We start from the raw sequence: 26,240 nt of genomic DNA on the forward strand, positions 1-26,240 counted from the left end.
TCCCCGGGCTCTGGCTCCCCCCTGTCCCGTCTCCTGAACCGCCGCACGGCGGCTTCGTGTTCGTTCCTCAGCGTGGCACGGCTACCGGGCGGCGTCGTGGTGGAGTCGGCCAGACAGCTGAGGGGGGGCCGAGCGGGTGCCGGCTCCGTTTTGCGGCAGGACGGCGATGCCGCTCCCGCCGGGCGGCGGGATCTTCGCCGGCGGGCCGCGGTCCGGTGGAGTTCTCCGCTCGGCCCGTTCCCGGCCCGGTGCCGGCGGTGTGCCGGGCGGGGGCGGTGCCGGGTCGGTCGTCCACCGCACCAGGTCGTCCACGACCGCGTGCAGTCCGCCCGCCCGGTGGGCGGCACGCTGACGGTGCGCGCCGGTACCCCGGCCGGCCAGCCGGTCGAGGAAGGCGGTGACGCGTTCGAGGTCTCCCGATTCCTCCAGCGCCGCACCGATGTGATCCACAAGCCGCCGGGCGCGCTCGGTCGCGGGAAGCATCAGCCCGGACAGCGGCTCCACCCCCTGTCCGTTCCAGCCGTCGCGTGTCGCGTACCAGTAGGCCGCACGGAGCAGCTCACCGCTGCGCCGCGGGCCCGGGTCGCCCTGCTCCACCAGGCGGGCGGACGTCACCACCAACGCGCGCACGACGGCGGCGATCGCCGCCGAGTCGGCGGGGTCAGCGGGAACGTCCATGCACCGCACCTCCAGGGTCGGCAGGCGCGGGTGCGGGCGGATGTCCCAGAACGGCAGTTCGGCAAAGGACATCCCGCCCACGTCGGCCATGGCCGCGGCGGTACGCCGGTAGTCGTCGAACGACTCGACGTACGGCGGCGGCCCCAGGGTGGGGAAACCCAGCCGGATCACCGACCGCCAGCTCGCGAAGCCGGTGTCCCGGCCGTCGTGGAACGGGGAATTCGCGCTCATCTCCACCAACAGCGGGAGCCACGCCCGCAGATGGTTGCCCGCCAGGGCCGCCACGTCCCGGTCCGGCAGGAACACATGGACGTGGAGCGCGCAGACCGCGAAGTCGTCCATCATCGACCGGTACAGCTCCACACCGGCCCGGTACCGTGGATGATCACCGACAGGCACCCCGGCCCCGCCTCCGATCACGGGCGTCCCGGAGGGGCATGCCCGGACGCCCTCCATCGCCGCGGAAGCGGCGAGCGCCCGGCGCAGCCGCACCAACTGGGTGTGCAGCTCGTCCACCGTCGCGCACGGCGTCGTGCGCACCTCGACCTGGAGATCCGTGAACTCCCTGGCCACCAGATCCCCGAGTTCGGCGGTGGCCCGGTCCGCCACCCGTGGTCCGGCCGGCACCACGGCACGGGTGTCGGCGCGGACCAGGAAGTACTCCTCCTCCACCCCCACCGTCGCCGCCTTGTCGTCGGCTCCCGGGGGCACCTCGCCGCTGTCGTCCATCCATCCAGACTCGCCTTGATCCCCGGCCTTGTCACACCGCCCTCCGGCAAATGGCCGAGCTTCGTGCAAACGGCACAGCGGTGCGCGCTCTGCGCAAGCGAACCCGTGTCGGCCGGGGTGGCCGTCGGGGGCGGTCGGCGCACCGGCCGTGTTCCGTGCACGGCGCACCTGTACCGGGACCCGGGACCCGGGACCCGGGACCCGGGGCCCGGGACCCGGCCGGGTTCCCGTCACCGATGATCGCCGCGCGAGCTCGTTAGGCTGGAGCACATGCCGGTTTCCGACTCCCCCCTCGTTTCTCCGGTGGCCGTGTGGGGGGTGATGCGGCGGCCCTGGAGGTTCCTCGGTTCGCTGTGGCCGTGGCGGTGCTGGGCCTACCTGGGCAGCGGGTTCCCACTCGGGTACGCGGTGCTGGTCGCGCTGGTGTTGCTGGTGGGGCTCGGGCTGCTGCTCGCGGTCGCCGGCCTCGGGCTCCTGCTGCTGCTCGCCGCCGTGGCCGGCGCCGTACCGCTCGGGGAGCTGGAGCGGCGCAGGCTCCGGTGGGTCGAGCCGGCGCCGGTCGCCGATCCGCACACCTCGCTGGCCGGGGCCGGCGCCGCCGCCTGGCTGCGCACCCGGCTGCGGGAGCGAGCCACCTGGCGGGAGTTCGGGTATGCCGTCCTGCTCGGGGCGGTGTTCGGGGCAGCCGGCTTCGGGGTGCTGACGCTCCTGGCGTTCTCGCTGATCCTGGTGGCGGCCCCGGTCATCGTGTGGGCCCTCGCCCCGGAGCCGGTGATGCTGATACCGGGCCAGGCGGTTGCGGGCCCCCTGGAGGCGCTGGGCGGGACGGCTGCCGGGCTGGCGGGGCTGGTGCTGGCGGCGTACGCGGGCGCGCTGATCACCGGGGCGCAGGTGAAGGCGGCCCGGCTGCTGTTGGGGCCGCGCGAGGAGGACGGCCGGGTGCTGGAGCTGACCCGGTCGCGGGTCCGGCTGGTGGAAGCCTTCGAGGCGGAACGGCGGCGCATCGAACGCGACCTGCACGACGGGGCCCAGCAGCAACTGGTCGCCCTCAGCATGACCCTGGGCCTCGCGGAGCTGCGGCTGCGCCGGATCCCGGAAGCGGCCGAGGCCGCGGTGCTGGTCGGCCGGGGGCGCGCCGAGGCGAGGCTGGCCCTGGAGCAACTGCGGGACCTCGTACGCGGCATACACCCGCAGGTACTGAGCGACCACGGGCTGGCGGCGGCCGTCGCCGAAGTGGCGCTGCGCCATCCCGTGCCGGTCACGGTGGAACTCGCCCACCTGCCCAGGCTGCCCGAACCGGTCGAGACCACCGCCTACTTCACCGTCACCGAGGCGCTGGCGAACGCCGCGAAGCACAGCGGCGCCTCGCACGTCGGCGTCGCCGGTAGGATCGAGGGGGACCGGCTCACTCTCACCGTCACGGACGACGGCCGCGGCGGGGCCGATCCCGGCGCGGGAGCGGGCCTGGCGGGTCTCGCGGACAGGGTGGCGATGTTGCAGGGCAGGCTGATGGTCTCCAGTCCGGTGGGCGGCCCGACGGAACTGCGCGTGGAGGTCCCGTGCTCCGGGTGATCCTCGCCGAGGACTCGGTGCTGCTGCGCGCCGGGCTGACGGAACTGCTGACCCTCGGCGGCCACCAGGTCCTCGCCGCCGTCGGTGACGCCGCCGCCCTGCTGCGGGCGGTGGAGGCCGAGCGGCCCGACGTGGTCGTCACGGACGTACGGATGCCGCCCGGCCTGCACGACGAGGGACTGCGGGCCGCGCTCGAACTGCGCTCCCGCGATGCCTCGTTGCCGGTCCTCGTGCTCTCCCAGTACGTGGCCACGGCGTACGCGACCCAGCTGTTCACCGGCGGTTCACCGGCCGGGCTGGGCTACCTGCTCAAGGACCGGGTCGGCGAGGTGACCGAGTTCCTCGACGCCCTGGAACGGGTCCACGGGGGCCAGACGGTCATCGACCCGGAGGTGGTGCGCGTGCTGCTCGCTCCCCAGCAGGGCCCGGACCGGCCGCTGGCGCGGCTCACCCCCCGCGAGCGCGAAGTGCTCGCACTGATGGCGGAAGGGCTCAACAACCAGGCTCTGGCGGCCAGACTGTTCGTCACCGAGGCCGCCGTCGTCAAGCACGCAGGCAGCATCTTCACGAAGCTGGAACTGGACCCGACGGAGGGCAACCGCCGCGTCCTGGCCGTCCTGGCCCATCTGCGGGGCACCGGGCGGAACTGATCCCCCCGGATAGTGATGAGGCTGTGACCTGGGGGTATTCACTTCCACGGGGTTGATCCCCAGGGTCTGGACGTGCCGAAGTCGCCACCCCCTCCGCAGCCGCGATGGCCACGTCCTCGCCGATGGCGCAGGCCGCTGCGGCCGCCGACCCCGCCTCCCGGCCGGTGATCGCCCTGGCCGACGCCTTCCCGGCCCAGGTCCCGGACGGCGCCGGTGGCGCCTTCACCCGGGTGGGCTCGGCCGCGCTGGCGTCCTGTCCCGAACCCGGTACCGTCGGGCCGCGCCTGGCCGGCTACATCGCCGAGGGAAAGGGCTGCGCGGGTGAACAGACCGCGCTGTACAAGGACGTGCGGGGCGACCACACGGGAGGCGGGCGGGCCATGGTGGTCGCTCTGGGCCAATGGTCCGACGGCCGGGGCGGCGACTACCGGCAACTGGTCGACCGGATGCAGCCGCTGCAGGACGCCGTCGCGCGCGCGGTGGGCCGGTACGAGAACGCCCGCTGACCGGGATCACCGGGCCCGCGCCGCACCCCGGGCCGGCGTGGCGGACCGGGCCACGATCCGGGAGGGCCCCGGGCGCGGGGCCGCCGAGCGGGACCAGGCCACGAGCAGCAGCGGCAGGGCCAGGTACCCGAAGCGGCCGGCGGGGGCCAGCGAGAAGGCGAGGGTGAGCCCGAGCGCAAGCCGATCGGCGGCGGCGACGACCGTGCGCGGCGGGCGCACCCACAGCGACACCGCCATCGCCAGGCCGCCCAGGGCCAGCAGGGCCACAGCCAGGTACCAGCCCCGGGGTCCGAGTCCGGCCAGCAGATGACCCGGCAGGGGGCTGCTCGCCGGGGTCGCCACCTCCGCCCGGCCCGTCGGGAAGGCGAACACCTGCCGCCACAGCTCGGCCGGTTGGAGCAGGACCGCCGGCAGCACCAGCAGGGCCGTGACCGACGCCGCCACTGCCGCGCAGCGGACCGCCGCACGGGCACCCCGGCAGGCCCCGAGGACGGCGACGGCCACCGCCACCGCGGGCAGCGCGGTCCACTTCATGGCACACGCCGCCGCGAGCGCCGCCCCGGCCACCGCCGGGCGGCCGGAGGAGGCCGCCGCGAGCGCCAGGCAGCACAGCCCCGCCAGCGGCAGGTCCACCCCGCTCACCGCCAGCGGAAGGGCCACCACAGGAGACGCCACCAGCACCGGGAGCAGCCGGGGGGCGGGACCGCCGAGCATCCGGCGCCCCGCCCACAGGGCGGCGAACAGGACCGCCGCGCACCAGATCCGGGCGTCGCCGAGGAGGCGGACCGCCCAGCCGTCGCCGCCGCCCAGCAGGGCGCGCGGGAGGCCGAGCAGGGCCATGCCGGGCAGGTAGGGGGTGTACTCCTCGACCCCGGCGGGCTGGTCCACGTAGAGGCGTCCGGACTGCAGCAGGAGCCGCCCGGACCGTTCGATCACCGCGACCTCGGACTGGCCCCGGCCGGTCAGGACCAGGTACAGCAGCGGTACGGCGACGGCCCCGAGCAGGGCCGCACCGACGGCCACCCGGCGACGGCCGAGGACGCCGGCCCCGGCGGCGGCCAGGTAGCCGCCGCCCGCGCACCAACCCCACAGCCGGTGCGGGCCGAGCGAGGAGACCAGCGGGAAGGACAGCGCCCAGGCGGCCGCGAGCAGCCAGCCGACGGTCCACCGGACGGCGGACGAAGCGGGGAGCAAACGGGAGGCCTGAAACGGGAAGGTGCGGACGGAACGGGTCATGGACCCATTCCAGCCGCGCGGCCCCCGCCGGGTCTGCACGCCCAGGCGGAGACTTAGTGGTGGGGTTTTCCCTACCCTCGCCGGGCCCCGCCGCCGGCCGGCGCTTCGTACCAGGTGCGGCCGGGCATCAGTCGGGGCTTGCCGTGAAACCGCCGTGGGGGAAGCCGGGACCAGCCAGTGGGCCCAGTCGGACGAGGCGTCCAGGTGGTCACGCGATCACTCCACCAGCGGCTTCGGGGCGGTCATGGCCTGGCCGCCGATGTCCGCCGCGTCCGCGAGCTGGTCCCGCCACCACGACCCCGCCTCACGGGCGTCCATCGCGGCCCAGACGGGCGTCCGCTCCACCTGGGCCCGGCCGAGCCTGCGGGCCAGGGCGACGAGCTCCCGGCCCGCAGGCCCCCGCCCGGCACGGTAGGTGTCCAGCAGCTCGTCCCAGGAGGCCGACCGGCGCCAGGCGGCCTCGAAGGCGCTGGCGTCCTGGAGGGCCTTCGCCGCCCCGCTGGTGGTGTGCGGGCGCGCCACGACCGCCGCGTCACCGGCCAGCAGGAAGCGGCCCGCGGTGGTGTGCGCGCTCGCAAGGTCGTAGATCGGCTGGACGAAGGTGTGCTCCGCGTCCGTCAGCGAGATGACGCGGGCCCAGTACGGCGGAAAACCGCGCTCCAGCAACTCGGCCAGTGCCGCGCCCAGTTCGGCAGTGACCTGCCCGGGCGGAAAGCTGGTGGGGTCGTCCAGCCGCAGCCGCCCGCTCTGCGGGGGCATCGCGTACAGCACCCAGTTCACCCGGGGACCGGCCGGGCCGGGGATGCGGTAGACGACACAGCTGCCGCCTTCGAAGCAGACGGTGGTCACGGCGTCACGGGGCCAGTCCGCCTCGCCGGTCTCCGCCAGCCGCCGGGCGTCGAAGTTGCCGCGCCAGCAGACGTACCCGGCGTACTCGGGGCGGGAAGTACGGCAGACCGTCTCCCGTACCACCGAGCGGTACCCGTCGGCGCCGACGGCCAGGTCGTACTGCTCCGTGCCCCCGCCCGCGAGCCGCACCTCGGCCCGGTCCCCGGCGGCGGCCACCCCGGTCACCGCCACGCCCTGGCGGTAGACCACGGATGCGGGCGTCGCCTCCCGTAACCCGCTCCACAGCAGTCCCCAGTGGTAGGAGTGGAAGGGGAACGGCTGCTCCCAGAACATCCGCCCGGCCGGCCCGGCGGCGGCGTCCCGGACCACCCACCGGCGCCGGGTCAGCCGGTGGGCGGCGATGCCCGGCGGCAGGGCGCCGGTCGCCGCGAGTTCGACGGCCCGCTCGTCGTGGATGCACAGCCCGAGTCCCCGGTCGGCGAGCTGCCCCCGGGTGCGCTCCAGCACCACCACCTCGTCCGCCCCCGCGCGTGCCGCCGCCGAGGCGAACGCACATCCGGCAATGCTTCCGCCGACCACTGCGACCGTACCGCCCTGCATGGCTGCTCCCTCGACTGGCCGATCCCCGCACCCGGTCCCCTGCCGCGACCGGCGGGGCCGGTCCTACGGGGACTCTCCGGCACGGGCGGGGGATCCGGCAAGGGAGCACGGCCGGTCACCCGGCCAGTGCCGCCTCCCCGACGCGCCGGGGGTGACGTGCCCACCGGCAGCTCCCTCCATTGGAAACGGTGCCCTGACGCCATGCGCGGGAGGGCAGGCAGAGACTCCGCTCGTCAGGGCGGTATGCCCGCTTTGTGCATATTCTGGGAAGTGTGATCGAGTCTGGACGGCCGCGACTCCACGGGCGCCCCGGCCCGGGAAGACTTGTGCGGCTGTCGCCGGTCATCCTGACCGTCGTCATCGCCAGCCTGGCATACGCCACTCCGCCGGAATTGGCCTTCAGTCGCCTCCTGCCCGCGGCGCCGGCACTCGCCGCCGCCATGTGGCCGGTGCTTCCCACCGTCCTGCTCGGGACGGTCTGCCTCTTCCTGATGATCGGCCTCAGCCTCGTCTTTCCCGGTCTGGGGACGTGGTGGACGGCTGCGGGCATCATCGCGGTCACCGTGGCCGCAGCGTACGGAAGTCATGTCCGGCTCCAGCGGGAGCGCACGCTCTTCCAGGTGCGGCTCGTCGCCGACGCGGCGCAGCAGGTGGTAATGAGCCCCATGCCGCGTGTCGTCGCGGGCATCGAGATCGAGTCGCTGTATCTCGCGGCCGCGGCGGAGGCCCGCATCGGCGGGGATTTCTACGAGGTGGTCGACACGCCGTACGGGGTCAGGCTGCTCATCGGTGACGTGCGGGGCAAGGGCTTGCCGGCCGTGGGGGCGGCCGCGGCGATCGTCAACGCCTTCCGGGAGGCGGCCTACGGGGAGGCCGACATGGTCAACGTCGCGCGCAGGCTGGACGCCAGCAGCACCCGTTACAACGCCGCCTTTCCCCCCGAGGGGCCGATGGAGCGCTTCGCCACCGCCCTTCTCGTCGAGATCCCGCGCGAGGGCGGGCACATCGGCATCCTCAACTGCGGACACCCTCCACCGCTGCTCCTGCACGGCGGCGATCTCCGTGTGCTCGAGTCGGCCACCCCCTCGCCACTGCTCAGCCTCGCGGAGCTGATCGGCGAGCACTACAACGTCGACACCTTCGACTTCGCCCCGAACGACCTGCTGCTCCTCTACACCGACGGGATCGCCGAGGCCCGCGCCCGCGACGGCGAGTTCTTCCCGTTGGCCACTTGGATGCGCCAACAGCCCGAGACACCGCCCCGCGAACTGCTCACGGCCCTTCACCGCGACCTCCTCCGCTACAGCAGAGGGCGCCTTGACGACGACATCGCCGCCCTCGCCGTACGCCTGGGTGAGCCCTGAGGCGCCGCTCCCGGCCCTGTGCCGGGCCGACCGCCAGCTCTGCCCGGTTCACATAGTAGCCATGGCTATAGTAGCCATGTACTCTATTTGCATGAGTAGGAGTTCACCGGGGGGCACTCCCGGATTCCTGGTGTGGCGGCTCGCCAACAAGTGGCGTGTCGCCGTCGATCGCGCGGTGGCTCCGCTGGGCCTCACCCATGCGCAGTATTCGCTGGTCGCGTCGCTGCACGGTATGCAGCGCGCCGGCGAGCGCCCCAGTCAGCGCCGGCTTGCGGACCACACCGGTCTGGAGGCGCTGTACGTGTCGAAGCTGGCGCGCGGCCTGGAGTCGGCCGGCCTGCTCGAGCGCACTCGCGACCCCCACGACCCGCGCGCTGTACAGCTCGCCCTGACCCCGCAGGGCCAAGCCGCTGCGCGGCAGGCCATCGCGGTGGTCCAGGAACTGCTCAAGCAGTTGCTGGAGCCCCTCGGCGGCCTCGATGCCCCGCGCACGCACGCCTTCACGGATGAGCTGAGGGCCCTGCTCGAAACCCCTCTCGCTCCACCCGCACTCACCGACGAGAGCACTCAGAGGACAACACCATGACCACCGCTGCCTCCACCACCAGCGCACCTGCCGCCGACGCCCGCGCCCTCGGCCTGGCCCACTACGCGGCCCGCGGCGTCCTGGAGCACGTCCTGGCCCGCCACGGCATCACGTTCCAGCACCAGGTCGTCCTGCGCGCCGCCGTCACCGCCGACACCCCGCAGACGCCGGACGATCTCGCCACCCGGGTCCAGGCCTCCCTCAAAGCCGATCCGGCCGACGTCCGCGCCACTCTCGACGACCTCCTGACCGAGCAACTGCTCGTCGTCGACGGAACGCACCTCCGACCCACAGAAGCAGGACGCCTGCTGCTCGCCGCCGTCGGCGCTGAGACCGCTCCCATAAGCGCCCGCATCTGGGGCGGCCTGGCCGCCGATGACCTGGCCGCCGCCGGCCGCGTCCTCGCCTTGGTCACCGAGCGCGCCAACGCAGAACTTGCTGCCCTGACCACCTGACACAGCCGCACGGACCGGGGCCCGGTGGACGCGCGCGGTCACGGCCCGGAGGCAACGAGCCCGTCGACGCGAAGGGCTGCGTACTCCCGAGGCCGAGGGGTAAACGCGGTGTACTGCCCGCGAGTCGAGGAGGTCCCCGCATGTCGGCACGTCCGGGTCCAGCTCACGCAGTGCAGACCCCAGTCGGCTCGGTGCTGGGCGAGCGCTACCGGCTCCAAGCGCTCATCGGCTCCGGCGGGACGGCGGACGTGTACCGGGGTGTCGACCAGGTTCTGGGACGCGAGGTCGCGGTGAAAGTGTTCCGCTCCGGAACGGACACCGTCACCGCCGACCGTTTCTGTGACGAGGCGCAGACCCTGGCCCGTCTCTCGCACCGCGCCCTGGTCACGGTGTACGACACCGGACGTCACGATCACGGTGCCTACATGGTCACCGAACTCATACGCGGCATCACGTTGCGCACGCGCATCGACGCCGGCCCGCTCAGCCCGGTACAAGTGATCCGGCTCGGCGCCGAGATCGCATCTGCCCTCGACCACGTCCACGCGCACGGCATCATCCACCGCGACATCAAGCCGTCCAACGTCCTGCTCTGCGACGACGGGTCGCCCTTCCTGGCCGACTTCGGTCTCTCGCGGACCTTGGACGACCATTCCCGCAGCGCACCGGACACGCTCGTCGGAACCCTCGCCTATATGGCCCCCGAGCAGCTCCGCGGCCACGGTGCGGGCACCGCCAGCGACGTCTACGCCCTGGGCCTGACGCTGCTGGAGGCACTGACAGGAGAGCGCGAATACGCCGGCACCCCCGTCGAACTCGGCGTCGCCCCGCTGCTGCGTCCCCCGCACGTACCCGAGCTGCTGCCCCAGGCCCTGGGAAGACTGCTGAAGGCGATGACCGACCAGGACCCGCAGGCACGCCCCGACGCCGCCCGGACCCATCTGGTGCTGCGGGGCCTGTGCGCGGCGCCGGGCCCGCGCCCCGCACCGCAGCCGGCGCGTGAACCCGGGGCCTCGGGGCAAGCACCGGATACGCACCGTGCACCCGTTCCACTGGCCCGGGCCCGGCAGGTGCCCGGCGGCAAGAACAGAAGGTGCCGGACCGGCCGTCGTACGAAGGGAGCGGCTGTGACGGCTGCGAGCGTGGTCGGCGCGTCCCTGCTTCTGGTAGGGGCGACCGCCTCCCCCCTGGCGACAACAGGCAGCCGGCCGACGGCACCCGAGGCGGCGGCCCGTACGTCGCCCACGCCCGCCGCTCCACCTGCCGCCCTTCCCACCGCCCCCGTAACCACGGCTGCGCGCCCCGCGCCTGCCGCCGCCCCGGCCATCACCCCGAGCCTTGCCCCCTCAGCGGCTCCCGCAGCGGCGCCGCCCGCGAGCCGGAAACCGAAGGCGAAGGACAAGGACAAGGAGCGCAAGGCCAAGGACAACGGGAAGACGGAGAACAAGAAGCGGTAGCCCCAGCGTCCGCCCGTGGCGGGTACCTGAGCAGACTGACGCCTTCCGCGAGGGTTCGGATGCGGGCCGCTCGGCGGGTGCATGAACAGGGTCAAGGACGGGCTCGGGCGGGTCTCCGTCGAGACCCACGGGGGCTCGTCGGGATCTCTCTCTGCAACGAGTACATCGACGTCGCGTGCGCCGTCCCCGAACCAGCGTCAGTACTGCGGGAGACGGTGTCCCGGGCGGAGTGCTCGCGCTCGCCGAAGCAGTCACCGGGCTCCGTCGTGTCTCGACCGGCCCTCCACCAAGGCGCAGGCATCAAGCACGCATGCTGCATCTCCGTTGACCATTCACGGTCGGTTCACCGGCCACTGGAAAGGAACCTCGCCATGCTCACCCTGACGCCCCGCAACGGCGCAGCCCCGAGGGTCTTCGGCCCGGCGCCGCACGGGCAGGGCTCCCAGATCGCCCCGATCATGCTGCAGGAAGAGCTGTGGGAACGGATGCGTGCGTTGCCCTACGTGTACATGTCCCCGACGCTCGTCTCGGTCCCGCACGCCCGTGCCCTCTTCCTGCCCGAGGGCATCGGCTCGGGCCCCGCCGAAGCCTTCCAGCGCGGCAGGGAGTGGGCCCACATCCATCCCCACCACGACGGCTCGCTCCACCTCACGCTCCCCCCGGAGGCAGAGGAAGACGTCATCGCCGCGGGCTGGGGCGTGCACCACCCGGTCCAGGCCGTGACGCTCGTCTACGGTCCCAGGACCGCAGCCGAGTTGGAGACGGTGTGGAAGATCGTCCAGCTGTCGTACCGGTACGCGGTCGGCGCGAGGTGAAGGACCCTGGGTGCTCGCGCTCCCGCGGCCTCCGGCCGTAGCAGAACGGAGGGCTCGTCGTACCGGGTGCCACCACCCGGTGTCTCTTGAGAAGACCGATGCCGCATTCGGTCGGGTCCTCGGTACTTCTACGGCCCGGGGAGACTGGTTCCGTCGGTCTCGGCGAGCGCTCGCGCGGGTCGGCGTGCGCGGCATCGTTCTTCACTGTTGGTGGTCGGGACTGGGGTGGTGGGGCGTTCGGTCGCGTTGGCGCTTGCCTCCGCGGAGCCGGCCGTGCGGGTGGTGCCGGCCGGCGCGAGCGGCGGTGCGGCGGCATCACATGCGGCGGGCGCGATGCTCGGCGCGCTCGGTGAGGTCACGGCCCACAGCGCCCGGACCCGGCACGGGCGGCAGCGTACCGAGCCGGCGGTCACGGCAGCCCGACGGTGGCCGGCCTGGCGGCAGCAGGTACGCGCCTGCGCGGGTACCCGTGCTCCGTTGGCGGACGGCGGCCGGGCCCCGCGCCCGTCGGCCGGGTGCTCTTGTGGACGAGTCCGCGCGCACGCACGCGTTGGCCGGCGCGGCGGTGCGGGCGGGGTGGACGGCGACGCATCCGGGGGCCGTGGGCCGGACGACGAGCAGCAGAGGAAGGGACCACCGCCACTGTGCCGCACGGCCGTCCCAGCGCCCGGACGGCCCCTGCCGGCCTCTCGGCAGGCTGACGCCCGGGCGCCGGTCAGCCGGATGGCGGCCCGTCAGCCTCGGGGAGGCGGAAGGCCGGTCCGAGTACGGTCGAGGCGCCGGGCGCGCTGGGGATCCGGGACAGTTCCTCGGCTTGGCTCTCGAAGGCACGCATGCGGGCGACGGCGTTGCGGAGTTCGTCCGGGTGGCCGTCGAAGACGCGCCGCAGGGCTTGTAGGACCTCGTCGTAGGCGGCGTCACAGGCTTCGGAGGCCTCACGCTCCCGGCTGCCCGGGGGGAGCTTCTCGGTGTCGGGGTCGTCCACGAGAGGCAGCACGCCGGCGCCGGCCAGGGTGAGTGGGGGACCCGTGAGCTGCCAGCTTCCGCGGTCCCGGACGAGTCGGCGTCCTTCGGCGATCTCCATGAACCGGTAGTAGTGCGCGAGTTCCTCGGTCCCGCCCCCGGCGGTGGACATTGCCCGAGCGGCGTCCGCGTTCGGCACGGTCAGGGGCAGCAGGCCGCTCAGGGAGAGTCCCGCGGCGGCCTGCAGGGTGCCGCGACGGCTGATCTCCGGTCTCATCGGGCGCTCCTCGGCGGTGGTGGTTCGGTGGGGTCGGTCGGCAGCGCGCCGACGGTGGGGTTTTCCACGGTGCCCTCGCCCTGCCGGATGATCTCGACCAGTGCCCACAGGGCGCTGGGCAGGTCGGTCACCCGGTACAGTCGGCCCGGCGCTCCGGGCCAGAGGACCTGACGGCCGGGATCACCGGTGAACAGGTCCTGTCTACGGTTCAGATCGATGAGTGCGGTGGCGATGCGCTGGTAGAGCCAGCCGATGGTGTGGTCCTCGTAGCGGACCGTCTCGAAGAACCGCTGGGGCGCCGAGAGGATCTCGGGCGTCGCTCCGACGATGTCGCCCCGCGGCGAGAGCGTCACCTCATGGCCTTCCAGGATCCGCAGATCCCGCCGGCCGGAGACGGCCACCGGCGAGTGCGGGCGCTCGATCGCCATGAACACGTTCCTGACGTGCTCGACCGAACAGCGGCGCAGCGAGACCGTCAGGTCGGGCAGGACGCCACCGGGCAGGCGGGCCGGATAGCGCGGAACGAATCCCGGGCCGCCGATGGCAGGTGTCGCACCCACCGAGTTGAGGACGTTGCCCACCAGGGCCATGTGCAGCATCTCTTCCATGACGACGCTGCGCACGGTGGCCGCCACCTCCTGGTTGCGCTGGCGGTCCAGGGAGAGCAACGAGTACAGGTAGACCGGAATGATCGCGTGCTCCAGCGCCAGCGCTTCCTGGAGCGCCGCCACCAGACCCTCGCGGTCGGTGATCGGTGGGGTCTCGTCCGTGCGGGCCCTGGCGTGCTTTCGGGTCTCCACCGGCAAATTCAACAGCTCCCTTGCGTGTGGGGGCGTGGTTCATCGCCCGTAACCGGGATTCTCGTGCGTCCGCGCGCCGTTCGAAGGCAACCCACCCGTGCGTGGCGGCTTGTCAGCCGTGCGGAGCAGCGGGGGTACCGGCGGCCGCCACGGGCGCAGGTGTGTCGTCTGCCCGGACGGGGACGGCTGGGCCGGCGGAGGCCGCCGCGCAGACCGGCGGTGGTTCAGGGCCTCGATCGGTAGCCGTGAGGCCGGCAGACATCAGGCGCCGCCCCACCGGCCGCTGCCGCTCGCGAGTCCGGGAAGCGCGCGAGTGCCTCTGGCGGGCTCTGATCGCTGGGGCGGCGACGGGCGCACTCCTGGCAGTTCACCCTGGCGGTGTGCGCCGTACTGGACCCGCTACTGCCTGCCGGCGGCTTCGGCCGGGTCGTGTGAGTGACGTCGTCGGCACGCGCGACCGGAATGGTCCGCGTCGACGCCACGGGCGAGGCGGTGCTCCGGCTTGGTCGTCACCCAGCAGCCACCACCTGGCCCGCTGTGACCTGGGGAGCGGTGGGCAGCAGGGACGCGAGGTGGTCACGTACGAACTCGGCCGCCCTCCTGACTGACGCTTCGGCCCCGGCTTGGTCTTCGAAGACGCTGGTCGAGACCATCACCCCACCCCCCGCGTCCACCCAGTAGTAGGCGACGAATCCGGGAACTTGACGGAGGAGAGGCACGAAACCCTCGTCCACTCGGCGTCCCGCCTCGGCAGGATCGGTCACCTCTTCGTACCGTCGAATCACTGCGTACATGGCTGATCTCCTCGTGCATCCCAAGGTCACCCGGCGCGAAACGACATACCCCCACCCCGCGCGCGCCGCCCGCGAGACGCCCGGAAGGCACTCGGATAGGCGCATCGCCCGGGCCACACAGCTTCTGCAAGCCCCCTTTCGTCGCCCCCGCCGCCAACGACGAAGGCATCAAGGCCGTCCGCGGGCTGCGCCGCGCCGGGGGCACGTCCCGCGCCGTGCACACCCGCGACGCGCTGGCCGATGCGGAACTCCTGGAGAACGTGCGCCGCTTCGGCGCAGCGGGCGAGCAGTCCCGCTTCACCCCCCCGGCTCCCGCTGAAACTGATCACCGCCGACACCTCGCTGGTGCGGTGCGACATGCCCGACCCGATGGCGGACACACCGGCCACGACCGCGTTGTACATCGAGCACCCGGCGCTCGCGGCGTGCCTGCGGACGTCGTTCCTGACGGTCTGGGACCAGGCCGAGACGGTGGCCGGCCTCAGCCACCGCGAAGGGCGCCGGCCAGGAGACGACCTTCGGGCCGAGAGCGCGAAACCTTGGCACCCCCTGGCCCTGGGCAACTGCGCACGGCGTGCCCAGCGCGGTGCTGCGGCTGATGGGGAGCGGGCGGAGTCCGTTCAACGCACGGCGACGAGGACGTGACTGTTGCCGAACTGCCAGACCGTCCCGACGTCCTGGAATCCGGCCTCGCGCAACAGCTCGATGTGGCCGGACAAGGGCAGGTCGTTGCCCTCGCAGGGCGGGTGCCGGTGTTCGCCCTGCCGCGCGAGCAGGGCGGCGAGTTCGGGATCGGCGACGGCCCCGGACCACCAGGACTGCCAGTCCTCGCCGGTGCGGGCGAGCTGCCGCTCGGACCGGCGGCGGCCGATGTCGTCCGCCAGCTCGCGGATCTTCGGGGAGTCCGGACGGATGTGGTCGCCGTTGACGAACACGCCGCCGGTCCGCAGCCGTTCGGCGACGTCCCGGTACACGTCCCGCAGGGTGGGCTCGCTCAGGTAGTGCAGGGCGGTGGTGGACACGGCCGCGTCCAGCGCGCGGTCCACGGGGAGGGCCTCGAGCCACCCGGGCGCCCCGATCAGCGCTTCGACGTGGCGTACGGCGGTTCCGTAGTGGACCCTGCCCAGTTCCAGGAGCAGCGGATCGGCGTCCACCGCCACCACCTCGGCCTGCGGAAGCCGGTCCGCCAAACGTGCGGCCAGGCAGCCGGGGCCGCTCCCGAGGTCGACGACCAGTGGGTCCGGCCGGTCGAGCGTCACGCGCTCGACCACGTCCCCGATGACGGTGAACCGCTCCTCACGCTCGACCGCGTACCGCTGCTGCTGGGACTCCCAGCGCTGCACCCAGCGCGCGGCCGCCACCGTGCTCATGCTCATCGTGCTCTGGTTGCCTCCGTCGCCGTGACCACAGCCTGCTCATGAAAATCATTGCAGCCCGGACAGCGTGGTCACCAATTGCTGCATCTCTTCGGGTGTGTTGTAGACGTGCAGGCTGACGCGCACCGAGCCGTCGCGTACACTCCGCCCGGCCTGGCAGTGGTCGTCGGAGCGCACCATGAAACCCCGGCTGAAGAGGATGAACCCCAGGTCCTGGGCGCTGATCTCACGGTGCCGGAACGTCACGATGCTGCTTCGCCGCTGCACGGAGCTGTCCGCCGCGAGGCTGGTCCGGCAGCCGAGCACCTCGAACGCGTCCAGGGTGCTCAGCCCGTCGGTGAGGATCGAGGCCAGCGCCGTGGTCCAGCGTTCGATACGACGGGTCCCGGCTGCGTCCAGCCAGTCGAGAGCGGCCGCCAGGCTCGCGATCCCCGCCGTGTTCGGGGTGCCCTGCCAGCCGCCGGGGCGGAAGGCGGGGCCGCGCAGCCCGCGCGCCCAGACGGCGCCGGTGCCGGGCAGAGCCAGCGCCTTGTGCCCTGAGAAGACCAGGAAGTCAACGTCCAGAGCGGCCACCGACACCGGCAGGTGCCCGATGCTCTGCGCCGCGTCCAGGCAGATGGCCACCTGCGGACCCACGGCCTCGCGGATGCGGTGGACGTTCATGTCGGCGCCGAACACGTGGTGCACGTGCGTGGCCGCCACGAACCGGGTACGCGGCCCGACCGCCCGGGCGAGGGCGTCCGGATCGTAGTCCCCGGAACTGCTCTGGTACGGCAGCTCCCGCACCCGGATCCGCACCCCCTGCCGGGCCAGCAGCGCCCGGGTCTCCAGCCAGGGCGCGAGGTTCGCCTGGTGGTCCGCGTGCGGGACGACGATCTCGTCGCCGTCCTCCAGGAGCTCCGGCAGCCAGTCCCGCGCCACCGTGCGCAGCCCCTCGGAGGTGCCGCTCGTGAAGTGGACCGACGAGCGGTCCGGGGCCCGATCGCCGAGGAACTCCTTCACCCGGTCGCGGGTGCCCTCCACCAGGGAGGTCGTCGTGTTCGCCCACGGGTAGGAGCCCCGCCCGGCGTTGGCGTTGGCCGTCGTGAGGTAGGTCCGTACGGCGCTGAGCACCGCCTGCGGTTTCTGCGCGGTGGCGGCACTGTCGAGGTACACCAGTTCCGGATGACCGGTCACGATGGGGAACTGGGCCCGCAGCGGACGCTGCCAGGGGGCGAGGGACTTCAGTTGGGCTGCCGGGTCGTCCATGTCAGTCACGCACCAGCGGCGCGCCCGCGTCCCGCCAGGCGACGATGCCGCCGGCCAGGCTGCGTACGTCGGGATGCCCCATGCGGGTCAGCAGGGCCGCGTTTACCGGGCCGACTTGTCGCCGACGGGACAGGCCAGCAGAACCGGCCGGCTCGCGCTGAACGGCATTCCGCCGCGTACGAGTTCCTCGAAGAGCTCGTCGACGATGTTGACGGAGCCGTCGATGTGCAGGGCGGCGTACGCGAACGGCCCGCGCAGGTCGATCACGAGCGGGTGCCCGGTCTCGATCCACTTCTGTGCCTCCTCGACGCCGATCGCCGTGACCCGGCTCAGGTCCGCCGAGGTCAGGGTGGTCACGGAGTTCTTGGCCGGCGGGCGGCCGAACAGCTCGGGGCGGCGCGCCCGCAGGTAGCCCAGGTAGCTCTCCGCCCGGTCGCACACGATGAAGACGGCCGTCCGCCGCTCCTCCAGCGCGTCGTCGACCGGGCGGAGGTGGCGTACGGCGCCGTGGTAGGCGGCGCCGCCGGTGGGCCCGGCCAGCAGCGCGCAGCGCCGCAGCAGGGTCACCATCCCGTCGATGGCCTCGCCCGCACCGACGGTCTCGATGGCGTCGTAGGCGGCCGGGTCGAAGAGGCCGACCTCCTGTACCTCGTCGGCCGTCCGGATGCCCGGGATGAAGTCGGACTTCTCCCCGACCAGGCCGATGACGCGGACGCCCGGGGCGTGGGCGCGCAGTGCGGAGGCGACGCCGGTGGACGATCCGGCCGTACCCACACAGGCGATGAACCAGTCCGGCGCGCGGCCGTCCAGGTCCGCGATGATCTCGGGGCCGGTGCCTTGCGCATGAGCCCGGGCGTTCAGCGGGTTGAAGTACTGGTCGGTGTGCAGATGCGCGCTGCCCGGGCGGCTGAGCTGCTGGTGGAAGACGGTCAGCGGGTCATCGGTGGCGGTCGGGTCGAGGCATTCGCTCTGCCCGGGCAGTTCCTCGATCTCGGCGCCCAGCAGCAGGAGCAGATCCTTGATCTCGGGGATCCGCATGCGGTTGGTGACGCTCTTGAAGGGCAGCCCGTGCAGGCCGGCGATGAGTGCCAGGGCCTTGGCGGTGTTCCCGCTGGACAGCTCGACGATCGTCTCGCGGCGCTCGGCCGCCCCGGCCAAGCCTGCGCGGACCATGTTCCAGGCGGCCCGGTCCTTGAGGGAGCCGAAGGGGTTGAGCATCTCCAGTTTGGCGTAGAGGTCGATGTTGCGCAGTCCGTGCACGTGCGGATCGATCCGGACCAGTGGAGTGTTACCGATGGCCTCGGTGATGCTGTCGTACCTCATACCCGCTGTCCCCCCGTATCCAAGACCGGCCAGTACTGCTCGTCGAGACACCAGCGCCAGGAACCGCCCTCCTCTCGCACGGCGATTTTGCGGGCCGAAGGCTGCTGCTGGGCCGCGGTGGCGGTGAAGTCCATGCAGTAGCCGGCCGTGTTGGGGAAGGCGAGGAGATCGCCGGGCCGGGGCAGGGCGGGCAGGAAGACCGTCCGGCGGGTGATCAGGTCGGACTCCAGGCAGAGGTTCCCCGCGAGGTGCACCGCCACGGGCGGGCCGCCGGGCGCGGGCGCGGCGCCGTCGCGGCGCAGCAGTACGGGGTCCATGAGGATGCCGTGCTGCTCCAGCCCGACGTCGCCGGAGTTGAGGGCGAGCCGCACCACGGCCGGACCGGCGCCCGCCGCCCGCACTTCCAGCACGGAGCCGAGGGTGACTCCGCACTGGTCCACCAGGGCGCGGCCGGGTTCCGCGTACAGATCGCACAGGCTCTCCAGCAACACGGTGCCCAGCGGACGGCCGAGGCCCGGAGCGGGGCAGGAAAGGAGCTCGTCCAGGTACTCCGCCCCGGCGACGGGGCGGAAGGCCGGGTAGAGGCCCAGTGCCCCCTTGAGGGTGCCGTGCTCGTGCGCAGTCCGTAGCCGTGGCCGCCCCAGGTCATCGGGGAGCGCCCGCCCAGCACGGCCTGGGTGAGCGCGCTCGTGTAGCGCTCCCACTGGTCCGCGTGGGCCAGGTAGTTGATGCCGAAACCGCCGCCGACGTCGACCGCCCGCGGCCGGAAGCCGCGCAGTCGCAGCTCCTCCACGGCGACCAGACAGCCTTCGAGCGCCGCCGACTTCTCCTCGAGGCCGGTGGTGTCGAGGTGGTAGCCCACGCCGATCGGCTCCAGCTCGTCCTTGACGGACTCCAGAGTGTCGAGCAGGCCGCCGAGGGCCTTGTAGGAGACGCCGAACCGGCTCGCGCGGGAAAGCGTTCTCGCACCTGACGTCTCGAACCCGGACAGGCGCAGCAGCACCCTCAGCCGCGGCAGTCCGTACGTCCGGACGAGGCCGGCGGCCGCGGTCAGCTCGGCGGGACCGTCGGCATGGACGATCGCACCGGAGCGGGCGGCCAGCCACAGGAATTCCGGATCCTTCGGTCCGGTCGCCATCACCTTGTCGGCGGTGAAGCCGGAGCCGAGGGCGTGCTGCAGTTCGCCGAGGGAGGCCGTGTCCAGGCCGGCCCCGGTCGTCGTGAGGCGGCGGACCAGAGCGCTCGACCGGTTCGCCTTGTGCGCGAAGAAGAACCGGCCGGAGAGCTGATGCCGGTGCAATACCGAACTGAACAGGCCCAGATTCACCGCGATCTGATCAGGGATCACCACGTTGAGCGGTGATCCGAGCGCGGCGACGAGCGATTGCAGGAAGGAGGCCGACCGCAGTAGCGACGCCATTGCCGCACTGAGCCGAGGCTCCAGGTACAAAGGCGCGTCGCTCATGCCGGCTGTGCCCCCCCGATGAGGTGTGCAGGCTGGTCCTCAGCGTTCGTCCGTACGCCTTGGCTCCATCATGGGCCCGTTTGTACAGGCTCTCCAGGGGACGGCCCGGATCCGTTCCCGTATCGGCCGGAACAGGATGGTTCAGAGGCTGATGCTCATGAGGATGTCGTCACGGTAGTCGCCCGGTGCCACACGCAGCGCACCAGGCCACCGGCCCGCCTCCACCCACCCGAGCCTCCCGTAGAACTCCTCCAGGCCGAGTCCCGCCCGCGCGCTGAGCTGCAGCCGCTCCAGGCCCATCTCCCCGCGTGCCACGGTCCGTACACGCTCCATCAGCGCCGCGCCGAGCCCTCGGCCGCGGAACGCAGGATGCGTCTGGACGTGGTTGACCACACCGCAGTGCGCGATCAGAGGATGCGGATCGCGCCGGAGGACGAGCCAGCCCGCGAGGGTGTCCCCGCAGACGGCCATGATGATCCGGCTGCGGTCCGGCTCCAGCGCGGCGATGAGCCGATCCGCGACGGGGGCCACCTCGCGGGCGCTGACCGGCGGCATCGGGAACCCGGCCGCGATCACCGCACCGCCCGCGTTGGCCACGGCCACCCAGCAGTCGATCAGCTGCCGTCTCAGGCCGACGGTGAGTGCCTCGGGCAAGGTCGCCTGGAGGAGCCTGGGGGACTCGGAGGTCGCCATGGTGGTCAGCCTGTCACAGGGCCGTGGGCGGTGGGGGAGTGGCGCACGGCCGCTACCGGCCGGCGTACGGGAGCAGGGCCGTCTCGCGGGCGTTCTTGACGGCCAGGGCGAGTCGCCGCTGCTGCTGGGCGGTGACGCGGGTGACCCGGCGGCTGCGGATCTTGCCGCGGTCGGAGATGAACTTGCGGAGCAGGTCGGTGTCCTTGTAGTCGATGTAGGTGATTCCTGCCGCATCCAAGGGGTTGGGGCGGGACTTGAGCGGCTTGCTGGGGGACTGGCGGCGGGCCATGGGAGTCCTCGGGGGTAGAGGTACGGGGGGTCAGGAAACGGAGTCGAGCAGCGGAGCGAAGGCGGCGGGGAGTTGCTTCCACGCCTCTCGCCCGGCCGTGTACTCGGCTTCGGTCAGGAGGCAGGAGTCCAGGAGCTGTTCGATCCCGTCCCGGTCGAGGCCCGGAGAGGTGAAGACCAGGTGCTGGCAGCAGTCGCCGTGCTCGGGATCCCAGTCGAGGGCGGCCGCGGCCCGACGCATGGCCGGGACCAGTTCCCAGGCGGCATCGGGGAGCGAGGCCAGCCAAGGACCGGCGTTCTCGACGCACAGCGCGCCACCGGCCGCGTCCCAGGCGAGGAGGGTGTCGGGGCGGTCGGCGAGCCAGAACCGGCCGCGGCTGCGGGCCGCGGCGCAGGTCAGGTCCTCCAGGGCCTGGTAGAGCCGCTCGGGGTGGAACGGCCGGCGGCGCTGCCAGACGAACGTGGCGACTCCGGCCTCGTCGGCGTCCTGGGGGAGGAGCGCACAGGCGGGGTGCTGGGCGGCGGCTGCGCTCTCCACGTCGAAGCCGGCGAAGGCGAGCCGGGTGAGTTCGCTGGAGCCGGTGGGCACCCGGCGGGCCGTCGGGTGCAGCTGGGCGAGCAGGACGCGGTCCTCGTCGTCGGCCTCCCCGCTGTCGGCGATCGCGAGGACCGGCGCGTATTCGAGCTGACGGGCCCAGGTGTCCCCGACGGTCCGCCGGTCGGTGGCCGCAGCGGCGAGTCCGGCCTCGGCGAGGTCGTCGCCGTTGCCGAGGCAGGGCAGGACGAGCGCGGGGTCGACGGCGGTGATCACGTTGGTGAGTTCCAGTACGCCGCCGCCGTGCGCGACGATCACCTCTGCCATCGCCCTCGGCTCGACGGAGTCCCAGAGTTCCACCACGGCCAGGCTGGTCGGCCCGCCGGCGGCCAGCCGCTTCAGTGCCGGGACGAGGTCTTCGCGCAGCGCGCAGCAGGCGCAGTCGTTGACCAGCGGGGTCTGGTCGGCGGAGATAGCGCCCCCGCAATCGCGGAGCGTTCGGAGGACATTGCCGTCGGATGCCGAGGACAGATCGTGGTGCAGGGCGATGCTGCCCGGCACGCTGCGCAGCAGGTGCTCGACGGTCTCCTTGCGCGCGTCGGCGTGCATGCCGGCGACGAGCACGACGGGGAGGGTCACTTGCGCCCTCCGTAGCGGCGTTCGAAGCGCTCGACGCGGCCGGCGGTGTCCAGGACGCGGGCGGTGCCGGTGTAGAAGGGGTGGCTCTGCGAGGAGATCTCCACGTCGATGACGGGGTAGGTGTTGCCGTCTTCCCACTCGACCGTCTTGTCACTGGTGGCAGTCGAGCGGGTGAGGAAGGCGAAGTCGGCGGCCTTGTCGCGGAAGACGACGGGCCCGTAGGCGGGGTGGATCCCAGGCTTCATGGGGTTGCTCTCTCTGGGGAGGGGTCAGCGCTCTTCGCGGAAGTCGACGTGCCGGCGGGCGGCCGGGTCGTACTTGCGCAGCACCAGGCGGTCCGGGTCGTTACGCCGGTTCTTGCCGGTGACGTACGTGTAGCCGGTGCCGGCGGTGGAGCGGAGCTTGATGACCGGGCGTACTTCGTTGCGTGCCATGGCCCGAGTATACGACAATGGGAATCGTTTTCAATAGATGCCCGCGCCGGACGGTGCCGTGGCTGCGACCGCCGTCCGGCCCGGAGTTCCAGGCCGCTCGAGGGGCGGTTTCGTGCTCGCAGGCGGCTTCGATCCCGGATGAACACGAGCTCCCGGCCCGGTGCGGTGTCCGGTCCACGGGCGCCCGACGGCTCGAAGCGGGCCACCGCGCGTGAAACGGCAGGTCCGAGCGGAACGCGAGCGAGGAGATCCCGTACTCCTCGGTCTCCGGGACGTGGTCGCCGTTCAGCCTTATTTCCGGCTCGATCCTCGGGTGCGGCCACGAGCGGTGGGGCGGCGAGCAGCCCGTGCGCCGAGTCGTCAGGCGGGCTCGACGGTGATGGTGCACAGGCGCTTGGTGGCCCGGGTCAGGGCCACGTACAAGTCCCTTTCCCCACCGGGGCGGGCCGTGCTGATTTCCTCGGGGTTCATGACGACGACGCCGTCGAATTCCAGGCCGCGTGCTTCGGACGCCGGCACGATGCGTGCGTGGTGGGCGATGCCCTGGGCCGTCAGCTCGCTCACCCTGGTGTCCGCGCAGATCACTCCCAGAAGCTCACCCGGGTGCGCGGTGCCCTGGGCGCGGAGTTCCTGAACGACGGTGGCGACCAACCCGTCCGGAGGTGTGGTCACGGTGCGAGGGCTCTCACCGCTCCGCAGTGACCGTGTGGGCTTCTGGTCCGGCGCGATCCGCGTGAGCAGGTCCCGGACGCTCTCCAGGATCTCCCGCGTGGTGCGGTAGCTGACGGTCAGGTTGTGCAGTTTGAACCGCGGTCCGACGTGGGGGCGCAGTGCTTCCTTCCAGTCGCGTGCCGTCGCGACCGGGCCTGCCTGGGCGAAGTCACCCACCAGCGTCATCGCCCTTGCCGGGCAGCGGCGGACGATCATCCGCCACTGCATGGCGGTCAGTTCCTGCGCCTCGTCCACGACGACGTGCCCGTACGTCCGCTCGGGGGGGCCGTCGACCAGGCTCGCCGCCTCGTCCAGCAACGGCACATCGGCATCGGTCCACGGGTCGTCCGGACCGCGCAGCAGAAGGGACCGCTCCTGCGCGGTCAGGCGGGGCAGGCGCTCGGCGAGAGCGCCGGCGTTCGTCAGGAGCGCCTGCACGAGGTCACCGGGTACCAGCCGCGGCCACAACACCTCGACCGCTCGGTCGACGCCGGCGTCGTCGAGGAGATCGGCTCGGATGGCGTCCAGGTCCAGCTCGTGGACCGGACCCGAGTCGGCCGCACCTTCGGCACGGCGCTGGGCGGCTCCCGTGAACCGATCGAGGTTCAGGCCCGTCATCCTCTCGGCATCGGCGTCGATCTGCTCCAGGAGGTCGCCCATGTCTCGTTGCATCGCGTCGGTGACGGCGTCGACCAAGAGCTCCCTGAACACCTGGCGCGCGGGGTTGTGCCCCGGTGCGGCTGCCACGGCGGCGTCGCGTGCCGTGGCGACTTCCTCGCCGGACAGGTGCACCAGTTCCTGTCCGACCCGTACGGTGAAGTCACCGGCGGGGGCTTGGTGCACGCGCAGCAGGCCGGCCAAGGCGTCGGCGAGGTCGGAGCTGCCCTTGAGACGCGCCGTATCGAACGGGTCCGCCGTGTCCGTGGACACCCCGGCCAGTTCCCGGCAGGTCGCCAGAACGACGTCGTTCTCCCCGAGCGAGGGGAGGACCTGGGAGATGTAGTCGAGGAACCGGGCGTTCGGGCCCACCACCAGGACACCCTCTTCCGCGGCGCGCGGGAACGCGTACAGGACATAGGCCGCCCGGTGCAGGGCGACCACCGTCTTGCCGGTGCCGGGCCCGCCCTGCACGACGGTCACCCCGCGGTGGGCGGAGCGGACGACATCGTCCTGCTCGGCCTGCAGCGTCGCGACGGCCGCATGCATCCTGCCCGTACGCCGTGCCGACAGAGCCTCGGTCAACGGGCCGTCCCCCAAGACGTCCTCGTCGGTCGGGGCGGTCCCGTCCAGCAGTTCGTCGCTCACCGAGACGACCGTGCGCTGCTCGAGGCGCAGGTGCCGGCGCCGCCGCAGGCCCATCGGGCGGACCGGTGTCGCCTCGTAGAAGGGCCGCGCCGCGTTCGCGCGCCAGTCCACGAGCAGCGGCAGGTCATCCTCCTCCCTGTGCAGTCCGATCCGCCCGATGCGCAGGGCCGTGCCATCCGTCCAGTCGATGCGCCCGAATACCAGCCCCTTCTCGGCGCCCTCCAGCCGGCCGATTTCCTTGGCCAGACGCTCGGCGGCGATTTCTCTTTCGTATGCCTCACCGGTGCTTTCCGCCGGGGCCTTCAGCACACTCGCCCGGTGTACTCGCGCCTCGGAAATCCGCTCGGTAAGCAACTCATACAAGGAGGACACATAATCCCGCTCCGATTCAACTGCGCGCACAGCGGGATCATTCGTTTTCGACAACAGGGGGCTCCTTCGATTGGAGCCACACCATACGGTCATACCTCCCTAAAGGTAAGTCTTGACTTACTTGGTCAAGCTGTGGCCCTGCGACTGAATCCACGACGGCTGACCGTATGGTGCATCATGCATTCTGCCCGTTCCGTATATCGCGTGCTCCCGACGGTCACCTGCCTTATTGCGAGATGCCGGCGACGTTTTGCCGTGCTCGGGAAGGGGGGGGGGGAAGATCCGGCGAGGCGATCGGTGGCATCGAGCTCATTGCCAGGGAGCATCTGGTCGCTTCGGCTGGCGACCCAACCGGGGAGACGAGCGCAGACCGTCCGCCGCCACGACGCCCGGCGGCAGGCCCGTCCGTGCCCGGACCATCCGGCCCGGGCCGCCCAACCTGGATCCGCCGATCTTCGGCCTTCGTTCTTTTGATGTCGTCAGAGGAATGAAGGCCGACAGGCGCAGCGGCGTTCAATGAACCCGGGCTTTCCGGCGCCCGGCGGCGGCGCCGATCCAATCGGATCCGATGACGGCTGATGACACGGTTTGCTGACAGCCAAGGGCTGTCCCGTAATCCCCGGCGGGCGCACGAGGTCGGCTACGGCACCTCGCTGCATTGTCGGAACGCCTGGATACGATACTCCAGCGGTAGATCGTGATCGTGTTGGGGCTGCGGCTGGCCGTGTCGTGGACGCGCTGGGCAACGAGGGTGATGAACAAACGGGCGGGCTCGTTGCAGGTGAGCGGAATCAGCTCGTCCCGGGCGGGCTGGCGGGTGTGTTCGTCCGCACGGACGACGGCGAGGAAGGCACGGGCGAGCATCGCGAACGTCTCCTCCGCTCGCCTACCTCGATCCAGCGACCCGGACCAAGGTCGCCAGTGGCACTGGTTTGGGCGAGTAGCAGTGGAAGTAAGCGAGTTCGCCGGTACCGCGTGCCTCCAGGGCGGCGCGCAGTTCCGGGTTGCCGCCGTAGACCTCGTAGCCGGCGACCCAGGAGGCGTGGTGGCCGGCATCCAGGAATCGGGTGATCATGCGAGCCGCCAGTTCGGGTTTGGTCGCGAACGCGGTGTCCGGGGGGAGCCCGGCCGCCTGGCAGCGGTCAGGCCGGTCGGTCCACGAGCGCGGAGGTAGAGCTCCCGGTCCACTGCGGTATGTCCGCGCCGGCCTGCGTACACCAGGTAGACGGCGACTTGGGAGTTTTCGATTCTCCCTGCTGTGCCGGTGTACTGGCACTGGACGCCAACCGTATGGCTGCCTTCTTCACGTCGCCGGTCTCGTCGGCTACGAGTACGGCCTGGTCGTCGTGCAGGTGCTCGGCCACGTAGTCGCGCAGGTCGCCGCGGACGGCGTCGGCGTCCACTCGGCCCGGTTCAACAGATGTTGCATGCCGTCCGGGGCGGCCCCCCCGGCCCACTCGGCGATGGTCCAGCAGTTCTTGCGGGGCAGATCCGAGAGCAGGCCGAGCACCAACCGCCTT

24 protein-coding genes and 2 pseudogenes are annotated in these 26,240 nt (G+C 72.1%); 8 read left to right on the plus strand and 18 right to left on the minus strand.

All coding sequences use genetic code 11. From position 1 onward, the window contains the following. Positions 1–81 precede the first annotated feature (81 nt). Positions 82–1,407: a carboxylate-amine ligase gene (locus ACWGH1_RS04775; RefSeq protein WP_453356102.1), complete on the minus strand. Its 1,326-nt coding sequence runs from the start codon at positions 1,405–1,407 to the stop codon at positions 82–84. 270 nt (positions 1,408–1,677) lie between these two features. On the opposite strand from ACWGH1_RS04775, the gene ACWGH1_RS04780 reads away from it, so the two are divergent. The 3 genes from ACWGH1_RS04780 (at position 1,678) to ACWGH1_RS04790 (ending at position 4,135) form a co-directional block, all read left to right on the plus strand. After that, entirely contained in the window at positions 1,678–2,979 is a 1,302-nt protein-coding gene (locus ACWGH1_RS04780; protein WP_453356103.1) for a sensor histidine kinase, read from the plus strand. Continuing rightward, entirely contained in the window at positions 2,967–3,629 is a 663-nt protein-coding gene (locus tag ACWGH1_RS04785) for a response regulator transcription factor (RefSeq protein WP_453356104.1), read from the plus strand. The genes ACWGH1_RS04780 and ACWGH1_RS04785 overlap by 13 nt, the downstream gene beginning before the upstream one ends. Positions 3,630–3,733: 104 nt before the next feature. Then, a complete protein-coding gene (locus ACWGH1_RS04790) occupies positions 3,734–4,135 on the plus strand; it encodes a hypothetical protein (protein ID WP_453356105.1) in 402 nt (133 codons plus the stop codon). A gap of 6 nt (positions 4,136–4,141) precedes the next feature. Here the strand turns inward: ACWGH1_RS04790 and ACWGH1_RS04795 are convergent, their stop codons facing one another. Further along, entirely contained in the window at positions 4,142–5,371 is a 1,230-nt protein-coding gene (locus tag ACWGH1_RS04795; RefSeq protein WP_453408426.1) for a glycosyltransferase 87 family protein, read from the minus strand. A 216-nt stretch (positions 5,372–5,587) separates the two neighbouring features. Next, positions 5,588–6,820, minus strand: a complete 1,233-nt coding sequence (locus ACWGH1_RS04800; protein ID WP_453408427.1) for an FAD-dependent monooxygenase — start codon at positions 6,818–6,820, stop codon at positions 5,588–5,590. Between the two features lie 326 nt (positions 6,821–7,146). Between ACWGH1_RS04800 and ACWGH1_RS04805 the strand changes: the two genes are divergently transcribed. From ACWGH1_RS04805 to ACWGH1_RS04825, 5 genes are all read left to right on the plus strand, one after another. Next, positions 7,147–8,184, plus strand: a complete 1,038-nt coding sequence (locus tag ACWGH1_RS04805) for a PP2C family protein-serine/threonine phosphatase (RefSeq protein WP_453352689.1) — start codon at positions 7,147–7,149, stop codon at positions 8,182–8,184. 91 nt (positions 8,185–8,275) lie between these two features. Then, positions 8,276–8,770: a MarR family winged helix-turn-helix transcriptional regulator gene (locus ACWGH1_RS04810; RefSeq protein ID WP_453352690.1), complete on the plus strand. Its 495-nt coding sequence runs from the start codon at positions 8,276–8,278 to the stop codon at positions 8,768–8,770. Further along, positions 8,767–9,225 carry a MarR family transcriptional regulator gene (locus ACWGH1_RS04815; RefSeq protein ID WP_453352691.1) on the plus strand — a complete coding sequence of 153 codons (459 nt, stop codon included), beginning with the start codon at positions 8,767–8,769 and terminating at the stop codon, positions 9,223–9,225. Before ACWGH1_RS04810 ends, ACWGH1_RS04815 begins: the two co-directional genes overlap by 4 nt. Before the next feature lie 170 nt (positions 9,226–9,395). Next, on the plus strand, positions 9,396–10,682 hold the full coding sequence (locus tag ACWGH1_RS04820; protein WP_453352692.1) for a serine/threonine-protein kinase: 1,287 nt from the start codon (positions 9,396–9,398) through the stop codon (positions 10,680–10,682). 371 nt (positions 10,683–11,053) lie between these two features. Then, positions 11,054–11,497, plus strand: coding sequence for a luciferase domain-containing protein (locus tag ACWGH1_RS04825; RefSeq protein WP_453352693.1), 444 nt, complete (start codon positions 11,054–11,056; stop codon positions 11,495–11,497). 715 nt (positions 11,498–12,212) lie between these two features. Here ACWGH1_RS04825 and ACWGH1_RS04830 read toward each other — a convergent pair. The 15 genes and pseudogenes from ACWGH1_RS04830 to ACWGH1_RS04900 all read right to left on the minus strand — a co-directional run bounded on the left by ACWGH1_RS04830 (position 12,213) and on the right by ACWGH1_RS04900 (position 25,968). Next, the gene (locus tag ACWGH1_RS04830) at positions 12,213–12,737 is read right to left on the minus strand and encodes a hypothetical protein (RefSeq protein ID WP_453352694.1); all 525 of its coding nucleotides are present in this window, start codon (positions 12,735–12,737) and stop codon (positions 12,213–12,215) included. Continuing rightward, positions 12,734–13,537, minus strand: coding sequence for a ferritin-like domain-containing protein (locus ACWGH1_RS04835; RefSeq protein ID WP_453352695.1), 804 nt, complete (start codon positions 13,535–13,537; stop codon positions 12,734–12,736). Before ACWGH1_RS04835 ends, ACWGH1_RS04830 begins: the two co-directional genes overlap by 4 nt. Positions 13,538–14,046: 509 nt before the next feature. Next, the gene (locus tag ACWGH1_RS04840) at positions 14,047–14,331 is read right to left on the minus strand and encodes a hypothetical protein (protein ID WP_453352696.1); all 285 of its coding nucleotides are present in this window, start codon (positions 14,329–14,331) and stop codon (positions 14,047–14,049) included. Between the two features lie 620 nt (positions 14,332–14,951). Continuing rightward, positions 14,952–15,707 (minus strand): class I SAM-dependent methyltransferase, encoded by a 756-nt coding sequence (locus tag ACWGH1_RS04845; protein ID WP_453352697.1) that lies wholly within the window; start codon positions 15,705–15,707, stop codon positions 14,952–14,954. Between the two features lie 48 nt (positions 15,708–15,755). Next, the gene (locus ACWGH1_RS04850) at positions 15,756–16,955 is read right to left on the minus strand and encodes an aminotransferase class V-fold PLP-dependent enzyme (RefSeq protein WP_453352698.1); all 1,200 of its coding nucleotides are present in this window, start codon (positions 16,953–16,955) and stop codon (positions 15,756–15,758) included. Position 16,956: 1 nt separating this feature from the next. After that, positions 16,957–18,278 (minus strand): annotated as a pseudogene (locus ACWGH1_RS04855) (pyridoxal-phosphate dependent enzyme). After that, positions 18,275–19,743 (minus strand): annotated as a pseudogene (locus ACWGH1_RS04860) (Y4yA family PLP-dependent enzyme). Before ACWGH1_RS04860 ends, ACWGH1_RS04855 begins: the two co-directional pseudogenes overlap by 4 nt. A 141-nt stretch (positions 19,744–19,884) precedes the next feature. Beyond that, positions 19,885–20,436: an N-acetyltransferase family protein gene (locus ACWGH1_RS04865; RefSeq protein WP_453352699.1), complete on the minus strand. Its 552-nt coding sequence runs from the start codon at positions 20,434–20,436 to the stop codon at positions 19,885–19,887. A gap of 52 nt (positions 20,437–20,488) precedes the next feature. Then, complete coding sequence (gene rpsR, locus ACWGH1_RS04870; RefSeq protein WP_453352700.1) at positions 20,489–20,725, minus strand: 30S ribosomal protein S18; 237 nt, start codon at positions 20,723–20,725, stop codon at positions 20,489–20,491. Between the two features lie 30 nt (positions 20,726–20,755). After that, positions 20,756–21,868, minus strand: coding sequence for a CobW family GTP-binding protein (locus tag ACWGH1_RS04875; RefSeq protein ID WP_453408452.1), 1,113 nt, complete (start codon positions 21,866–21,868; stop codon positions 20,756–20,758). A 26-nt stretch (positions 21,869–21,894) separates the two neighbouring features. Further along, positions 21,895–22,143, minus strand: a complete 249-nt coding sequence (locus tag ACWGH1_RS04880) for a type B 50S ribosomal protein L31 (RefSeq protein ID WP_030843780.1) — start codon at positions 22,141–22,143, stop codon at positions 21,895–21,897. Between the two features lie 24 nt (positions 22,144–22,167). Next, positions 22,168–22,332, minus strand: a complete 165-nt coding sequence (gene rpmG / locus ACWGH1_RS04885; protein ID WP_453353815.1) for a 50S ribosomal protein L33 — start codon at positions 22,330–22,332, stop codon at positions 22,168–22,170. Positions 22,333–22,692: 360 nt separating this feature from the next. Then, positions 22,693–24,720, minus strand: coding sequence for a HelD family protein (locus tag ACWGH1_RS04890; RefSeq protein ID WP_453353814.1), 2,028 nt, complete (start codon positions 24,718–24,720; stop codon positions 22,693–22,695). A gap of 886 nt (positions 24,721–25,606) precedes the next feature. Then, positions 25,607–25,795, minus strand: a complete 189-nt coding sequence (locus ACWGH1_RS04895) for a hypothetical protein (RefSeq protein ID WP_453408428.1) — start codon at positions 25,793–25,795, stop codon at positions 25,607–25,609. Further along, the gene (locus ACWGH1_RS04900; RefSeq protein WP_453408453.1) at positions 25,792–25,968 is read right to left on the minus strand and encodes a hypothetical protein; all 177 of its coding nucleotides are present in this window, start codon (positions 25,966–25,968) and stop codon (positions 25,792–25,794) included. Before ACWGH1_RS04900 ends, ACWGH1_RS04895 begins: the two co-directional genes overlap by 4 nt. Positions 25,969–26,240: the final 272 nt, after the last annotated feature.

This window comes from Streptomyces sp. NPDC054883, from assembly GCF_053610645.1.

What these genes read in the sequence shown, in the direction of transcription:
- ACWGH1_RS04775 (WP_453356102.1), bottom strand. Translation starts at nt 1,407, where the DNA reads ATGGACGACAGCGGCGAGGTGCCCCCGGGAGCCGACGACAAGGCGGCG.
- ACWGH1_RS04780 (WP_453356103.1), top strand. Translation starts at nt 1,678, where the DNA reads ATGCCGGTTTCCGACTCCCCCCTCGTTTCTCCGGTGGCCGTGTGGGGG.
- ACWGH1_RS04790 (WP_453356105.1), top strand. Translation starts at nt 3,734, where the DNA reads ATGGCCACGTCCTCGCCGATGGCGCAGGCCGCTGCGGCCGCCGACCCC.
- ACWGH1_RS04795 (WP_453408426.1), bottom strand. Translation starts at nt 5,371, where the DNA reads ATGACCCGTTCCGTCCGCACCTTCCCGTTTCAGGCCTCCCGTTTGCTC.
- ACWGH1_RS04800 (WP_453408427.1), bottom strand. Translation starts at nt 6,820, where the DNA reads ATGCAGGGCGGTACGGTCGCAGTGGTCGGCGGAAGCATTGCCGGATGT.
- ACWGH1_RS04810 (WP_453352690.1), top strand. Translation starts at nt 8,276, where the DNA reads ATGAGTAGGAGTTCACCGGGGGGCACTCCCGGATTCCTGGTGTGGCGG.
- ACWGH1_RS04815 (WP_453352691.1), top strand. Translation starts at nt 8,767, where the DNA reads ATGACCACCGCTGCCTCCACCACCAGCGCACCTGCCGCCGACGCCCGC.
- ACWGH1_RS04825 (WP_453352693.1), top strand. Translation starts at nt 11,054, where the DNA reads ATGCTCACCCTGACGCCCCGCAACGGCGCAGCCCCGAGGGTCTTCGGC.
- ACWGH1_RS04830 (WP_453352694.1), bottom strand. Translation starts at nt 12,737, where the DNA reads ATGAGACCGGAGATCAGCCGTCGCGGCACCCTGCAGGCCGCCGCGGGA.
- ACWGH1_RS04840 (WP_453352696.1), bottom strand. Translation starts at nt 14,331, where the DNA reads ATGTACGCAGTGATTCGACGGTACGAAGAGGTGACCGATCCTGCCGAG.
- ACWGH1_RS04845 (WP_453352697.1), bottom strand. Translation starts at nt 15,707, where the DNA reads ATGAGCATGAGCACGGTGGCGGCCGCGCGCTGGGTGCAGCGCTGGGAG.
- ACWGH1_RS04850 (WP_453352698.1), bottom strand. Translation starts at nt 16,955, where the DNA reads ATGGACGACCCGGCAGCCCAACTGAAGTCCCTCGCCCCCTGGCAGCGT.
- ACWGH1_RS04865 (WP_453352699.1), bottom strand. Translation starts at nt 20,436, where the DNA reads ATGGCGACCTCCGAGTCCCCCAGGCTCCTCCAGGCGACCTTGCCCGAG.
- rpsR (WP_453352700.1), bottom strand. Translation starts at nt 20,725, where the DNA reads ATGGCCCGCCGCCAGTCCCCCAGCAAGCCGCTCAAGTCCCGCCCCAAC.
- ACWGH1_RS04875 (WP_453408452.1), bottom strand. Translation starts at nt 21,868, where the DNA reads ATGCACGCCGACGCGCGCAAGGAGACCGTCGAGCACCTGCTGCGCAGC.
- ACWGH1_RS04880 (WP_030843780.1), bottom strand. Translation starts at nt 22,143, where the DNA reads ATGAAGCCTGGGATCCACCCCGCCTACGGGCCCGTCGTCTTCCGCGAC.
- rpmG (WP_453353815.1), bottom strand. Translation starts at nt 22,332, where the DNA reads ATGGCACGCAACGAAGTACGCCCGGTCATCAAGCTCCGCTCCACCGCC.
- ACWGH1_RS04895 (WP_453408428.1), bottom strand. Translation starts at nt 25,795, where the DNA reads ATGATCACCCGATTCCTGGATGCCGGCCACCACGCCTCCTGGGTCGCC.